This window comes from Bacillus sp. FSL K6-3431, assembly GCF_038002605.1.
Taxonomy (GTDB): domain Bacteria; phylum Bacillota; class Bacilli; order Bacillales; family Bacillaceae_C; genus Lederbergia.
Genome location: NZ_JBBOCT010000001.1, coordinates 379,102 through 394,012 on the forward strand (window position 1 = coordinate 379,102; position 14,911 = coordinate 394,012).

The following is a 14,911-nucleotide window of genomic DNA, read 5'->3' on the forward strand; positions in this document are numbered from 1 at the left end:
AAAGGAGCATAAAGCAGTATGATTACATATCCTTTTTTAGAAAAAGAAGCAACAATAGGAGTTACAGCGCCCTCGTCAGGTGTTGAAGTTGAATTACATGATTTGCTTAAACTTTCTTGTGATCGTTTGAAATCGAAAGGATTTCGTATTATTTTTGGCAATACTGTCTGGACTCAAGACAAGGCAAAATCATCAGCAGCTAAAAACCGAGCAGCTGAGTTTAATGACATGATGAGTGATGATAAGATTGATATAATCATTCCTCCTTGGGGAGGAGAACTTCTAATTGAGATACTTGAAGAAATTGACTTTCACAATATGAAGAAAAAGTGGGTATTAGGTTACTCGGATACAAGTGTATTGCTATTGGCAATCACTTTAAAGACTGGAATGGCTACTGCCCACGGAACAAATTTCATCGATTTAAGAGGAGAGTATTCAGACAACACTACAGCAATGTGGAGAACCGTACTATCAACAAAAACTGGAGAATCTGTGCTTCAATATTCATCAAATCAATACCAGAAAAAATGGCAACATGATAACCCCTCTCCATGTGTATTTCATTTAACAGAACAAACATATTGGGAAACAGTTGTAAATAAAAAGGTAAATGTACAAGGTCGTTTGCTTGGTGGATGTATAGATGTAATCAGACATTTAATTGGTACACCTTACGGTGATGTTCGAACCTTTAGAAAGCAATTCACCAACGGAGAACCAGTATTATGGTATTTAGAGAATTGCGAGTTAACAACGACGGATTTAAAAAGATCTTTAGTACAAATGAAGTTAGCAGGTTGGTTCCAGCATTGTTCGGGTATTCTGTTTGGTCGCAGTGCTGCAAATACGCCTGTAGATAATTACACAATTGAAGATGTTTATAAAGAACTTTCAGATGAATTACAAATTCCAATTATTTATGACATTGATTGTGGTCATGTCCCACCACAAATTACCTTCATAAATGGAACATACGCTGAAATTCAAGTAGAGGATGGTAAAGGAATAATTTTACAATGTTTCAGGTAGTAACTGGATATTGGTGTAGCTATTACTTACTTATTAGATTAAAAGAACCATTGAAGTTTATTTTATAATTAAAGGAAGTGAGAATACAATGTTCCCAAAAATAGAACAAGCTACTTTGCTTAAAAAATTAACCACACCAACATCAAAAGTAAGAATGGTGCTTGATACCGATACTTTTAATGAAATTGATGATCAATTCGCGATTGTGTATGCCCTTTTTTCCCAGGAGAAATTAGATGTTGAAGCCCTTTATGCTGCTCCATTTTATAATAACAATTCTGCAAGTCCGGAAGATGGAATGGAAAAAAGTTACGAGGAGATTTTGAGGGTTTTACAACGCATCAATAATACATCTAATAATTTTGTATTCAAAGGCTCAAGGAAGTTTTTACGCAACATGAATGAGCCTATTCCTAGTGAAGCAGCACTGGATTTAGTGGAAAGAGCGATGGCTGCGCCTGATGATGAACCTTTGTATGTTGTCGCGATAGGTGCGATAACGAATATCGCTTCAGCTATTTTAATGGAACCGAGGATTATTGAAAAAATTGTTGTTGTCTGGTTGGGTGGACATGCCTTTCATTGGCCTGATACAAAAGAGTTTAATTTGCAGCAGGATGTATTATCATCACAACTTATATTAAACTGTGGTGTTCCTTTAGTTTTAATACCATGTATGGGGGTAACCTCCCATCTCCATACTACACTTGCAGAAATGCAACATTTTGTAAAAGGGAAAGGAGCAATTGGAAATTTCCTAGCAAAGCGATTCGAAGAATACAACGATGATCATTTTGCTTATTCAAAAGTGATTTGGGATATTTCCGCGATTGCCTATCTTGTAAATAGTCAATCCGTCCCAAGCCAGCTTGTGCATAGTCCCATTTTAACTGACCAACTAACATATAGTTTCGATGCTTCGCGACACTTTATTAGATATGCACACCATGTAGACCGCGATTTAATCTTTCGAGATTTCTTTAAAAAGCTAGAAAGGAATCGGTAGGTCTTTAAAGACATAATTATTATTAGAAATGAGTTGTTTCATATGAACATGAAAGTAGTCATTGCTGGCGGTACTGGTTTTATTGGTAAGTATTTAGAGGGGCAATTTAGAGAATTAGGTTATGAAGTGAAGGTCATATCCAGACAAACTCCACATATCACATGGAATAATAAACAAGAGATTGTTAATGCATTGGAAAACTCTGATATGTTAATTAATCTTGCAGGAAAATCAGTAAATTGTCGCTACAATTCTCGTAATAAAGAGGAAATTATAAATTCTAGGACTGAGACCACCAATATACTCGGAAATGCAATTGGTGAATGTAAGAATCCGCCGCGCTTATGGATAAATTCAAGTACAGCCACCATATACAGACATGCAGAAGATAGACCAATGACAGAAGAAACAGGGGAAATTGGCTTTGGCTTTTCTGTTGAAGTTGCAAAAAAATGGGAGCAAGCCTTTTTTGCATTTCCATTGCCCAAAACGCGTCAAGTTGCCTTAAGAATTGCGATAGTGTTAGGGGAAAATGGTGGTGTAATGACCCCATATAAAAACTTAGTGAAATATGGTCTAGGCGGTGTTCAAGGATCTGGGCGGCAAAAATTTAGCTGGATTCATGTCGAGGATTTATATAACATTATACTTTTTATAAAAGAAAAAGAGGAAATAAGCGGAGTAGTCAATTGTTCCGCACCAAATCCGATTACAAATCGTGAATTAATGGAAACCCTCCGAAAAACGTTAAATAGAAATTTTGGACTACCAGCATCGAAATGGATGTTAGAGGTAGGGTCCTTTTTTATCAAGACAGAAACTGAGTTAATCTTAAAAAGTCGTTGGGTTATTCCAGAACGATTAATTAATGAAGGATATACTTTTAAATTTGATAGAATCGATAAAGCACTGCAACAGATTTTATAGCAGCCAGATTATTCGGGTAACCTCTATCAAACTATTCATCTATAAAATCTGACTCAAATTTAAAAAACGAATGCATCACTAAATAAGGGAGCGATTTTAATGTCAGAGCTTGTATTGGAAAATATCATTTCAGTTGAAGCAATTGATTGTAAATACCTTACCTATCTACTGAGAGTATCAGGCTATGAGGATGCTGAAGTTGTTGCATTCAAAAGGGAATCTGTTGATGGAAGCTCCCATGGAGGAGGCTCTATTCATCGATTTAGACTAATATTTTCAACGCACGGGTCCAATATTGCTCCGGATTCCATTATTTTAAAAGAATCTCGAGAGATTCATACTCAATCATTAGACCCTGTATTTGCACGTCGGGAAGCAGAGTGTTACAAGAATAACCTATTTAAGAATATTAACAAAAAACTATATATCCCCAAAGCATACCAACTTATTGTAAAGCCAGATTTGAAGCAATACTGGGTATGGATGGAGGACCTTGGTGAGAAAGCTTTTAACATAGAAATAACACCAGCAATCCTGGTAGAGATGGTTCGAGATATATCAGAATTGCATAGCATGTGGTGGGGAAGAGAAGATGAGCTGAGAAACATGCCATTCCTTAGACATCGCGCTCAAGCAATGTACGATGGGTTGTGGGTAGACAGGATTGCCCAGAATTGCCAATCCATTGCATTGCATTCTCAGGCTGAGCAAATTTCTAAGGTATTTACAGAAAAAAGATGCAAAGCGTTAATGCAGCTAAGCAAGGCTAAGGAATTAATCTATCCTAAGCTGGAAGCTTTGCCACAAACACTTCTTCATCATGATATTTGGCCCCCTAATTTAGGACGCTATTCCGGAAAAACTGTATTAATAGATTGGTCTTATGTTGGTCAAGGTACGCCTGGTGCAGATTTAAGCCAAACCGTAGCCTTGTTATTTCAAATGTGGGATCCAAATTTAGATGATGAAGCACTTTTGCACGCTCTTTGGACTGGATTAAAGGAAGATTCGGGATTGACCGTAGAATATGAAGAAATAGTGGCTGGATATGAACTTGCATTTTGTCTTAGACCAGCGCATGTTTTAGCGGGGCCTGTTCTTGGTTCAATTCTATCGGGAAAAAGTTCCATGGTTGGAGATTCTAGTTTGGACGGTAAATTGGCTTCAGCTGAAGCTGTTTTGCAAAGAATTGAGCGCGGTATACGGCGTTTGGAAGGTTGATTGGAAATATCTACATTGATCACCCCATATAGGAACAAAAGAGACGGTTCTCACTGTATAAAGCAATAAAATAGTTCAGGGAGATTATTAATTCGGTTAACACAGCTGTGTTTAACTTTCAATAGTTTTGATGAACATCGTAGTTGGAACAAAGAAAATATCCAGGGAATTTACGATTTTTGCTCGAAAATAACTGATTCAACTAAATCAATTGTGCCTGAACCTACAAAACTTGATCAAGAACTGTCGGAAGGTTACTGCATACTCCTGCTATTCTAATGATTCACCTATCACAATTAGCCCGTTTTATATAATGGAAGTAGACGGAAAATACATGTGAAAAAACCGACTGTTTTAATAATAGGTATATTTCATATGAGCCCAAGTCCGGATAAGTTTCAAGTGAATTTCAAATAATGATAAAAAAGCATCTTTTATTATATCAGACTGAAAGCAAACCGAAATAGGGAATTTAACAAATATAAAGCAGGGGATAAGGTGGCCTACCCTGCTGATTTTTTAGGCACCTTTATTGCCATAATAACACATTACATATACCAAATATGTCAGTATCTGTTTGGTCTGAAATTTTAAAGTGAGCACTACTTACTTAAGGTGACTCCATAAAAGATGTCATAAATCAAATCTAAGATCGAAAGTTTCCACTAATACCCTATTGCACTTGTCCATTACGTTATATATTTCAAAACATATAATGTCATATGTTTTATAAGTAAATGGAGGTGTAAGCATGTCAGCTGGACATTATCATGGATTATGTCAAAGGCATATGGGTAGAGCTGTTGAAATCAGAACTCAGGATGGAAGAATGCATAGGGGAATCATTCACCGTGTTAATAACAACAGAGTTTATCTTCAACCATTAGGGCGTTCTAGAAATCTAGGCGGTTTTGGTTATGGAGGTTGGGGCTGGGGCGCTGGAATCGCGCTTGGATTCATTACTTCATTAGCTGTACTATCTTTATTCTTTTGGTAGTTAATGGGGATTATGTCGCAAGAATTATAAAGAGTTACCGCAAATACCTTGAAATGTGATCAGCTCTAACGTTAATGAAATAAGCTGTGGGAGAAGATGTATATCTAATTTTTGATTCAATAAACAACAGACGAGCGTCTTTCGTCTGTTTATTTCTGTTTTAAAGTAGCTTCACATTATTTTAGCAATTGTTTCTGTTTTGATGTTTAATAGATCCTTACTCGTTTTGTTATTAGCTTCCATATAATTCTTAACCAAGTAATATCCAACACTATAGCCTAACATTTTCGGATAAAAACGTAATCCATACAATATGTTTTGATGTTTGGAATTACTTTTTTTAACACTTCTATTTGGGAAAACTAAGTTATTCCACATTTGCCCTAGCTTTTCATTGGAATAATACGATGTCCAAGTAGCTAAAAGTTCCTCGCCCAATCTTTCACGTACCGCATTTTCAGCTAATCCTTCTAAAATGATTGTGTCCAGCAATACATAGTCCTTTTCCTTTTTTTGAAACTTGGATAACCGACAAACATGGTTATACTCATGTGTAAACAACGCCCTTATTTCCTTTTCTGTGTTATTCTCTGCAATAAATAAAAATAGTTTATCCTTGAAAGCCAACCCTGATTTTCCGTTAAAGTCCTGTTTTAATTTTCTGTTGTTCTTATCGGATGGAAAAATAAAGATAGGAATATTTGGTCCATCCCACACTTTTTGAAGTCGAAGTTGTTCCTCTTGTACAATTTTCCATACTGTATTTTTTTGAAACGCTTCTACTACTTTGCTTCCATTTCTGATAGGTTGATACATTCCATGCAAAATTAAGTAATCATAGATTTCGGCGGCAAGAGCACCATCGAAGTGCCCTTTTAACTTTTCACATATTTCAATTGGTTTATGATATGAATCGAGTAACCATTTATCTGTTCTAATTACACCCATATCAGTACTCCTAACTATACATTATCTTTTAAATACAATATGTACCTATCATATAAACGTTCCGACATTTAGGTCATATAACATCAATTCAGCGCCTGCAATGACTAATATCGGAGTCCATAAAGCTAAGTCAGCTTCAGTTGTTAGAAATCACATTTTACTATCTTACTAAGGCGCAAGCAAAAGGCGTCTATAAAAGTATGAAAAATACTGAAAAAAAGGAGGTTGGCCAAGCGCTGTTGTTGGACTAATTCCTGAAGGACAAGCAGTTGAAGTTAATATAGCTTTGTCAGCATCTATTCCGTGATTCCAGCCACACTTTGTTTTAGTTCACTGAACCCTTGAGTACCATTCTTTGATTAGTGCAATAATATTATTGGTTACCACTTTTCACCTTTACTTAAAGTATCTTCAGCACGACATATTCTTGTTCCATTTTGATCATTATTTTCTCTACAGTATCTTTTTGTATACTATGCCACTTAAAAGTACGTACTTATTATGATGAAATTAATATGTAATAATAGTGTAAGTTGAAAAAGAAAGCAACGTTATATATAGAAAGGTGAATAATATGAAAAAATATAGAATCGACCAAAATATGGGGCTAGAATTTGGCCTTTATACATTAGGGGACCATATCCCAAATCCCTACACTGGAGAACGTATCTCAGAAAAACAACGGATTCATGAAATTATTGAATTGGCTAAGTTGGCTGAACAAGCTGATATTGACGTTTTTAGTGTAGGGGAAAGTCATCAAGCATATTTTGCAACTCAGGCACATTCTGTTGTTTTAGCAGCCATCGCTCAAGCGACAGAAAAAATAAAAATCTCAAGTTCTTCTACGATTATCAGTACGTCAGACCCCGTTCGAGTGTTCGAAGATTTTGCGACTATCGACTTGATTTCTGAAGGTCGGGCTGAAATCGTTGCTGGTCGCGCATCTCGAATAGGACTTTTTGATTTATTAGGCTATAAAGTCCAGGACTATGAAGCGTTGTTTGAAGAAAAATTTGATTTATTGCTTAAGCTCAATGAAAAAGAAGTAGTTAATTGGAGAGGGAATTTCCGTGAGCCTTTAAGGAACGCTAAACTTTTACCCAGACCTATGAATGGATCACTCCCAATTTGGCGTGCAGTTGGTGGAACCCCTGCTAGTGCCATGAAAGCTGGTTATGCTGGTGTTCCAATGATGCTAGCAACATTAGGAGGTCCCGCTAGTATCTTTAAGAATACGATTGATGCTTACAGAGAGGCTGCCAAGGATAATTCTTTTGACCCAGCCACACTACCGGTTGGAACAACAGGATTCTTCTATGCAGCTGAAACAACACAAGAGGCAATGAGGGAAATGTATCCTTATATTAATGAAGGAATGAAGTTAACAAATGGACAAGGCTTTCCAAAACAAGCATTCGCACAGGCGGCAGATAAACGTAGTGTGATAAATGTCGGCAGCCCACAGGAAATCATTGAAAAAATACTATATCAGCACGAGCTATTTGGTCATCAACGTTATCTCGCACAAATGGATTTCGGTGGAGTGCCATTTGAAAAATTAGCGAAAAACATCGAGATAATCGGTACAGACATTTTACCTGCTATTAAAAAGTATACAGTAAAAAAATAGGAGCAAATAATATGAAAATCGTAGGAATATCCGGCTCAGTTGTCGGTTCTAAAACAAAAACAGCGATGAACTACGTATCTAAGGAAATCTCTGAGAAATATCCAGAAGCAGAATATACACTTATCGACTTGGCAGAACATAATGTTCAGTTTAGTGATGGGCGCAATTACTTGGAATATGACGGCGATACTGGTTTTGTGACAAAACAGATGATGGAAGCAGATGCCATTTTGATAGGAACACCTATTTTTCAGGCTTCCATTCCAGGCACATTAAAAAACATTTTCGATTTATTACCAGTTCATGCTTTTCGCGATAAAGTGGTAAGCATACTTGTAACAGCAGGTTCATCTAAACATTTTTTAGTAGCAGAACAACAGTTGAAGCCAATTTTGGCTTATATGAAAGGGCAAATTGTTCAGACCTATGTATTTATCGAAGAGAAAGATTTTAATCGTAAGGAAATTGTAAATGATGATGTTCTCTTTAGAATGGAACGTCTAGTTGAAGATACTGTTTTGTTAACAGATACGTATACAAAACTTCGAGAAGACAAAGAAGCAAAATACGATTTCTGATTCTAATGGAGCAAAGAAATACACATTCTTTTCAACTAATTCTTTAATGAAAAAAGCAATAATAACTGAATAAACCACAATATACAAGACATTACGTAGCGCTTGTATATTGTGGTTTATTTTAAATTTGAACATTATACTCAATTATGCAAATTGTAGTATGTTGACCTTTTACATAAAAGCACTTCGCAATTAATTATTCTATTGTCCCAAAACAAAGATATCCCATTCCATAATCAGGGAAAGGGATAAATGCTGTAAAATTTGTGACCGAACTGAAAAGCTGAAAGAAAGCCTTTAGGTACTGATAAACAGATTTATCATATGTCATAACCCTATCGTGAACCAATTAGTCCCATTATCATAAAATAATCTACATTTTCTAAAAAGGATGGGACTTGATTTGAATTATACTTATCTTGATTGTTTGGCAGCATTTGGAGTTGGCGGTGCACATCCTGGGGGCCTTCAGCTAACAAAGGAACTCTTATCAAGGGAAAAAATAGATGAAACAAAGTCAATTCTTGATGCGGGGTGTGGAACAGGGCAAACCTCTGCATATATAGCAGAACAGTACCGATGTCAAGTTACTGCCCTAGATTGTAACAAAATCATGTTGGATAAAGCTAGAAAAAGATTTTCATCCTTACATTTGCCGATTGAAGTTAAGGAAGGGAGCACTGAAATTCTTCCTTTCGATAAGATGGTATTTGATATGATACTATCAGAATCAGTTATGTCTTTTACAGATGTCAGCTTAACTATTCCTGAATTTAATAGAGTATTAAAGCCGAATGGTGTGTTGCTTGCGATTGAAATGGTTCTTGAAAAATCACTTTCTAAAAAAGAATTAAAACCAATCGTTGATTTTTATGGGGTTACTCAATTGCTAACTGACAAGGAATGGGAAGATCTTTTCAAAAAATCCAGTTTTAAACAAGTTATTGTAGAGGAATTTAACCTACATTTGGAAGAAAATGATGTGCAAAATGCTACTGATTTTTCAGTTTCGGAAAATATGGATGATAAATTATTTGAAATTCTTGAAAAGCACGAGAACTTCACTACAGTATATAAAGGTATAATAGGTTTTCGACTTTTCAGATGTTGTATTTGACTGATGTTAAAATGCGCTCAGTAGTTTGTGCGGTAGCATTTTGTTGAAATTTGTTTTCAGATCAACCATCATTCCCTTCAATAAGTTTGACGGGAATTATCACATGAAAAGATTATTATTTATGTTACTAACAGCTTTACTCTTGTTGGTTGCATGTAATGCGAAAGAACCGAAAGAAAAAGGCGAAGAAACAAATGAGTTGATTGAAGGAACAGAAGTGAATGACATAGAATCAATCGAAGACAATCCAGAAGAAGGACCAATTGAGGAAAAATCACCAATAGACGTAGCAGAAGTTGAAGAAATGCTTACTTTTTCTGGTATGGGTGAGGACGATAAATAAGTTAGTGTATCTATAGAAAACGGCGAAATAAAAGTAGTTTTCGAAATTGGTTTCACAAGAATTACTGTCTAATGAAAATTTAGCAATAACGAGATACAGCCAAGCGTCTGATGAATTACTAGACCGTGAAGGCTGGGAGTTGCTAACGATTGAGTATGTTGAAGTGGGAACAATCAGTATGAACCGTTTGGAAAAGGAAACAAATGAATACGATATGGACTACTTCCCGACAGATACGATCGAAGAAAGAATAAAATAAAACAGGATTATGAAATATACAGAAAGGTGTGCGAAAGTAAAAACCGCTCACTTTTCTTTTGTATTGTGCGAAATCACTCGTTTCTATATAATGTTAGGATTAGCTTAATAGGTAAAGGAGAAGTTCTTGAATGGTTGGAAGAAAAAAGATGGACTGGCGTTATAAAATAGCACATAAAGAAGCGTGGATTGGTATTGGTTTAGTTGTCATTCATTTTCTCTGGTGGTATGGATTCGCATATGGGTTAGGAAAAAAACCAGTTGAAGAGTACTCGTACGTATTCGGATTGCCAGCATGGTTCTTTTATAGCTGTGTTTTAGGATTTGTATTCATGGTAATTCTTGTTTCCGTGGCTGTAAAGTTTTTATTTAAGGATATACCGTTTGATGATGGGGAAGGTGAGACAAAGTGAATATTCAAGTCATTCTTCCATTACTGTTTTTTCTTATCATCATTTTTATTGCAGGTATATATGCAGCAAAATATGTAAAGACGTCAGATTCGTTTTTACAGGAATATTTTCTCGGTAGTAGACAGCTAGGCGGATTTGTATTGGCGATGACTATGATCGCAACATATGGAAGTGCTAGCAGTTTTCTTGGTGGTCCGGGAGCAGCCTATCATTACGGTCTTGCGTGGGTTTTATTAGCGATGACTCAAGTTGTCTCTGGATACTTTCTCTTAATGATCCTCGGAAAGAAATTCGCTATTATAGCTAGAAAATATGAAGCAGTAACTTTAACTGATTTTTTGAAAAGCAGATATAACTCCCATTGGGTGAGTATCATCTCGGCCATTAGTATTATTATTTTTCTTTTTTCAGCAATGACGGCGCAATGGGTAGGGGGAGCAAGGCTGATCGAATCTGTTGTTGGGGTTTCCTATACTACGGCTTTGTTCATTTTTGCTGTTTCCGTTATGGTTTACGTAATTATCGGTGGGTTTCGTGCTGTAGCGATCACAGACAGTATCCAAGGGGTAATTATGCTTGCAGGAACGATCATACTTGTAATTGCAGCGATTATAGCAGGTGGGGGCATTGATAATATTATGACCGAGCTCAGAACAGAGAACCCAAATTTATTAAGTCCGTATGGTTCTGATCGGAGCTTAACGCCATTATACATATCGTCGTTTTGGATTCTTGTCGGTGTAGGAGTGGTGGGACTTCCACAAGTTGCCGTCAGGGCGATGTCTTATAAAAATGCCCGGTCGATGCATAGGGCGATTATCATTGGTACGATCGTTATTGGTATCATTATGCTCGGTATGCACCTTGCTGGAGTGTTTGCGAGAGTGATCATCCCAGGTATTACTGTGCCGGATACAGTGATGCCCACTTTAGCGCTTTCTATCTTGCCACCATGGGCAGCTGGGATCGTTTTGGCCGCGCCCATGGCCGCAATCATGTCCACTGTCGATTCACTACTTTTGCTTGTTGCTTCAGCCATAGTGAAAGATTTATATGTTGGATATATAAATCCAAAAGCGGAAATATCTAAAATAAAATGGATTAGTTTTTGGACAACTGCTTTAATTGGGCTAGCTGTCTTTCTGTTAGCGATTCACCCGCCTGAATTACTCATTTGGTTGAATTTATTTTCCTTTGGTGGGTTGGAAGCTGTTTTTATTTGGCCGATAGTGCTTGGGTTATATTGGCGAAAGAGTAATAAATATGGGGCTATTAGCTCGATGATAGCAGGGATGACATCATATATATTAATTCATTTATGGCATCCAGATGCATTCGGTATGCATACTGTCGTACTACCTGTCTTCATTTCTCTAATCGTTTTTGTCATTGTGTCGTTATCAACAACAGCAAAGCATAAAAAGTTTACATATTGACAAATTGATTAGGCCCGCAGGAGATCGCTTTGTCGTGTCCTGTGGGCCGTTCTAAAGTTAAACATCGAAAAAAATGGCTTATTACAAAGCTGGCTTTATTTTGACGGCCTCTTTTTCTTTTTCAGGTTTAATTGCTATCAGTGCAAGTACAGCTCCGATAATGCTAAGACCAACGAGCAGAAGAATCATATCAATATTTTTCCCTTTCATTAATAGCGCGATAATCGGTGGACCTGCAGCGACACCTGCAAAGCGCATGGAACTAAATATAGAAGAGATTGTACCTCGCATTTCCTTTTCAATACTCTGTGTCAAAATAGAATCTAAGCATGGTAGTGCTGCGCCTATGCCGATCCCGCAGAAAGATAAAACGATTATTAAATAAATAAACTGATCAGATATCAATGTTACTGCAACAGCAGTCCCTGCTAAGATTATCCCAAAAAAGGTAATCCATTTCATTCTGCTTAAACTGTCCTTAATCACTTTCCCGGCAGTAAAAGAAGCGATACATAAAGCTGCCAATGGTATCGCTAATAAAAATCCTTTCTTTATACCATCATATCCATATTTATCTTCTAAGATGGATGATAAATAAAAAAGCAATCCAAACAAAATAAACATTAATATCGCCCCGATTATAAACACAGCAATAAGCCATTTTCGATGTTCTTTAAATATTTCTTTCGTATTTTTAACAAACCTACCAAAAGATAACTCGTGTTTGTCGTTTTTCGGTTTTTTTACAAAGATTAAGATTAAAACCAAAGAAATGAGACTAAAGACAGGAATAGAGAGAAAAGGTAGAAACCAAATAACGCCAGCTAGTAATGAACCTAAAATAGGACTTAATACCTTTCCAAAAGTATTCGAAGTCTCAATCAAACCTAAAGATGCGCTTACGTCCTTATCATTCTTGAATAAATCCCCAACGAGAGGGAGGACGATTGGGAATGCTCCGGCAGCACCAATACCTTGTAAAATTCGTCCGAGGATGATCCACATAAAGGCAGAGTCCAATTGCCAAGATGCCCATCCCGCTACAATTCCCCCAATGCCAGTAATGATCAATGATGGGACTATTACGATTTTTCTTCCAAACTTATCTGAAAGATAACCCGCAATTGGAATAAGCAAAATTGCTACAATGGAATAAACGGTGATAATATAGCTTGATTGCAGTTTGGTAATATCTAGTTTCTTTTCTAATTGAGGTAAAATTGGTATGAGCATGGAATTCCCTAGTGTCATAATCAGCGGGATAGATGCGATTGAAAGGATGGCCCACTTTTTTTCGGATATTCCATTTCCAGAAGTTTCTTCATGATGGTTTTGTTCCATGGCTATTTCCCTTCACACGTTATAATATTAATATGGACTATTTATTCTTTTTTAATCTAATCATTTTTTGATTTCCTTATAAGGAGGATTCATATGTTAAAAACATCTATTAATATTGGTAGACCGCAATTAATAAGCCATGGGTATGGGTAAACATAAGAAAAAGGTCTATTCAAACAGCGTCACTTAATAAACATGCGCTAGAGTTTAGAGGAGGGTGAGGTAGAGCAAGGTACAAAGCTTATATTAAAAGCTTGTCCTAATCCAGGAATGATAATTGCAGGCCTACATCGTGTATTTTTTCATGATCGTAAAAACTATAGTGCGATTGAAAGTATCGTAATAGCTCCCGAACTTGCAGATGCAACGCGCGCGACATGATTGAAAAGCTTTTGCCAATGAAAAAGCTTTAATCAAATAAATCGGGTGGTTTACCCGTTCGGATTATTGAAATTATTGCTTTTCCATCACTATAGTGATTTTCTCCATATTGAATAGGAAGAAGGGCAAAGAAAATATAATAAACAGAAAAATACACAAATTGGTAAAAGAATATATGCTTTGGAATAAGCCCAATAAAGATAGATGTGTTCACCAATACAATGGCCAGGATATTAAAGATTATTCCACCTGCATGAACAAGACAATGACTTAACTTATTGTTTATTTTTAATTTCCGATAATGGCATTTGGAGTCGAAAAAATAAAGTAGTCGTAATTCAAAAATACCGCGAGAGAATATACGTTTCCCTCTACCTAAAACTAATTTAATTTGACCGCCGAAAATACTTGCAAAGAATAGATGGCCTAAGGAATGAATGAGAGCAACGATAGGTAAGGTAATGAAAAAGGCGAATACAAATGTGATTGTATCATTAAATGTAAACAAATTAGGCCTCCCCATTAAATGTAATGAGTGGAACACTACATGTTTACACTGATTCAGTCATATTTAAACTTCTTCCTAGAGCTTTTCCGAAATGGAAATCTCAGTGAATTGTAAATCACTTCCTTTAGGGATTCTCACTTCTAATATATTGTCTTGTACTTCGGCTGTGGCTCCTTTTTTTTTAACGACACATGGAAGGATTATTACCTTTTTACTTCCTTCTTCATGAATATTTTCTATAATTGCTTGATTCGAAGTGTGAAATATACGTAATTGATTAATGGATACGTTCTTTGGTAATGTCAATCGTATATATACGTAGTCAAATGTCTCAAATACACTAGGCTCTAGTTCAACATGTTTTGATTGACTTTGATCCCTTTCTTGTTGATTGTAATGATCCCCAAAAGGAGGCATATTTAGCTTTTGCATCATATCATTTACATAGGATTGAACATCACTTGGCTTCATTTCCTCTGCCATTTTTTTTAACTCGTCTTTAAATGGAAAGTTTCCCCAGGGAATCATGTTTTTCACCCCCATTGTCTTTACCTTTATTACCATATATATGCACCATTTTGAAAAAAGAAAGTGAAAATGCATGTGAAAAAAATTAAATAGGTATATTTAAACAAAACAATTTGATTTTTTATTCAATAGTAGTAAGATTGTATATGGTTTAATCGTTCCATAAGGAAGTAAGGACTGGTTATGTAATGTTATTAGCAAATACTTGTCATGGAAACAATGTATTTGAGATTACTCTTTAAAT

The 14,911-nt window shown here is 36.1% G+C and carries 16 protein-coding genes; 12 read left to right on the forward strand and 4 right to left on the reverse strand.

All coding sequences use genetic code 11. The features are described 5' to 3' along the window. Positions 1-18: 18 nt before the first annotated feature. The 5 genes from MHB53_RS01870 to MHB53_RS01890 all read left to right on the forward strand — a co-directional run bounded on the left by MHB53_RS01870 (position 19) and on the right by MHB53_RS01890 (position 5,183). Positions 19-1,032, forward strand: coding sequence for a S66 family peptidase (locus tag MHB53_RS01870; RefSeq protein WP_340915381.1), 1,014 nt, complete (start codon positions 19-21; stop codon positions 1,030-1,032). 88 nt (positions 1,033-1,120) lie between these two features. Beyond that, the gene (locus tag MHB53_RS01875; RefSeq protein WP_340915383.1) at positions 1,121-2,038 is read left to right on the forward strand and encodes a nucleoside hydrolase; all 918 of its coding nucleotides are present in this window, start codon (positions 1,121-1,123) and stop codon (positions 2,036-2,038) included. A 42-nt stretch (positions 2,039-2,080) separates the two neighbouring features. Further along, complete coding sequence (locus tag MHB53_RS01880) at positions 2,081-2,965, forward strand: TIGR01777 family oxidoreductase (RefSeq protein WP_340915385.1); 885 nt, start codon at positions 2,081-2,083, stop codon at positions 2,963-2,965. A 99-nt stretch (positions 2,966-3,064) separates the two neighbouring features. Then, the gene (locus MHB53_RS01885; protein WP_340915387.1) at positions 3,065-4,186 is read left to right on the forward strand and encodes a phosphotransferase; all 1,122 of its coding nucleotides are present in this window, start codon (positions 3,065-3,067) and stop codon (positions 4,184-4,186) included. Between the two features lie 751 nt (positions 4,187-4,937). Further along, positions 4,938-5,183 carry a hypothetical protein gene (locus MHB53_RS01890; RefSeq protein WP_340915389.1) on the forward strand — a complete coding sequence of 82 codons (246 nt, stop codon included), beginning with the start codon at positions 4,938-4,940 and terminating at the stop codon, positions 5,181-5,183. A 171-nt stretch (positions 5,184-5,354) separates the two neighbouring features. Here MHB53_RS01890 and MHB53_RS01895 read toward each other — a convergent pair whose 3' ends face one another. Further along, the gene (locus MHB53_RS01895; protein ID WP_340915390.1) at positions 5,355-6,131 is read right to left on the reverse strand and encodes a DUF2268 domain-containing protein; all 777 of its coding nucleotides are present in this window, start codon (positions 6,129-6,131) and stop codon (positions 5,355-5,357) included. A 574-nt stretch (positions 6,132-6,705) separates the two neighbouring features. Here MHB53_RS01895 and MHB53_RS01900 point away from each other — a divergent pair. From MHB53_RS01900 to panF, 7 genes are all read left to right on the forward strand, one after another. Further along, positions 6,706-7,764 (forward strand): LLM class flavin-dependent oxidoreductase, encoded by a 1,059-nt coding sequence (locus MHB53_RS01900; protein WP_340915392.1) that lies wholly within the window; start codon positions 6,706-6,708, stop codon positions 7,762-7,764. 11 nt (positions 7,765-7,775) lie between these two features. After that, complete coding sequence (locus tag MHB53_RS01905) at positions 7,776-8,342, forward strand: NADPH-dependent FMN reductase (RefSeq protein WP_340915394.1); 567 nt, start codon at positions 7,776-7,778, stop codon at positions 8,340-8,342. A gap of 403 nt (positions 8,343-8,745) precedes the next feature. Continuing rightward, positions 8,746-9,459: a class I SAM-dependent methyltransferase gene (locus MHB53_RS01910; RefSeq protein WP_340915396.1), complete on the forward strand. Its 714-nt coding sequence runs from the start codon at positions 8,746-8,748 to the stop codon at positions 9,457-9,459. 103 nt (positions 9,460-9,562) lie between these two features. After that, entirely contained in the window at positions 9,563-9,802 is a 240-nt protein-coding gene (locus tag MHB53_RS01915) for a hypothetical protein (RefSeq protein WP_340915397.1), read from the forward strand. 46 nt (positions 9,803-9,848) lie between these two features. After that, entirely contained in the window at positions 9,849-10,061 is a 213-nt protein-coding gene (locus tag MHB53_RS01920) for a hypothetical protein (protein WP_340915399.1), read from the forward strand. A gap of 130 nt (positions 10,062-10,191) precedes the next feature. Further along, the gene (locus MHB53_RS01925; protein ID WP_340915400.1) at positions 10,192-10,473 is read left to right on the forward strand and encodes a YhdT family protein; all 282 of its coding nucleotides are present in this window, start codon (positions 10,192-10,194) and stop codon (positions 10,471-10,473) included. Then, a complete protein-coding gene (panF, locus tag MHB53_RS01930) occupies positions 10,470-11,909 on the forward strand; it encodes a sodium/pantothenate symporter (RefSeq protein WP_340915401.1) in 1,440 nt (479 codons plus the stop codon). Before MHB53_RS01925 ends, panF begins: the two co-directional genes overlap by 4 nt. 81 nt (positions 11,910-11,990) lie before the next feature. On the opposite strand, the gene MHB53_RS01935 is transcribed toward panF, so the two are convergent. The 3 genes from MHB53_RS01935 to MHB53_RS01945 form a co-directional block, all read right to left on the reverse strand. Next, complete coding sequence (locus tag MHB53_RS01935; protein ID WP_340915404.1) at positions 11,991-13,250, reverse strand: MFS transporter; 1,260 nt, start codon at positions 13,248-13,250, stop codon at positions 11,991-11,993. A 409-nt stretch (positions 13,251-13,659) separates the two neighbouring features. Further along, the gene (locus MHB53_RS01940; RefSeq protein WP_340915406.1) at positions 13,660-14,139 is read right to left on the reverse strand and encodes a hypothetical protein; all 480 of its coding nucleotides are present in this window, start codon (positions 14,137-14,139) and stop codon (positions 13,660-13,662) included. A 75-nt stretch (positions 14,140-14,214) separates the two neighbouring features. Then, the gene (locus tag MHB53_RS01945; RefSeq protein ID WP_340915408.1) at positions 14,215-14,667 is read right to left on the reverse strand and encodes an Hsp20/alpha crystallin family protein; all 453 of its coding nucleotides are present in this window, start codon (positions 14,665-14,667) and stop codon (positions 14,215-14,217) included. Between the last annotated feature and the right edge of the window lie 244 nt (positions 14,668-14,911).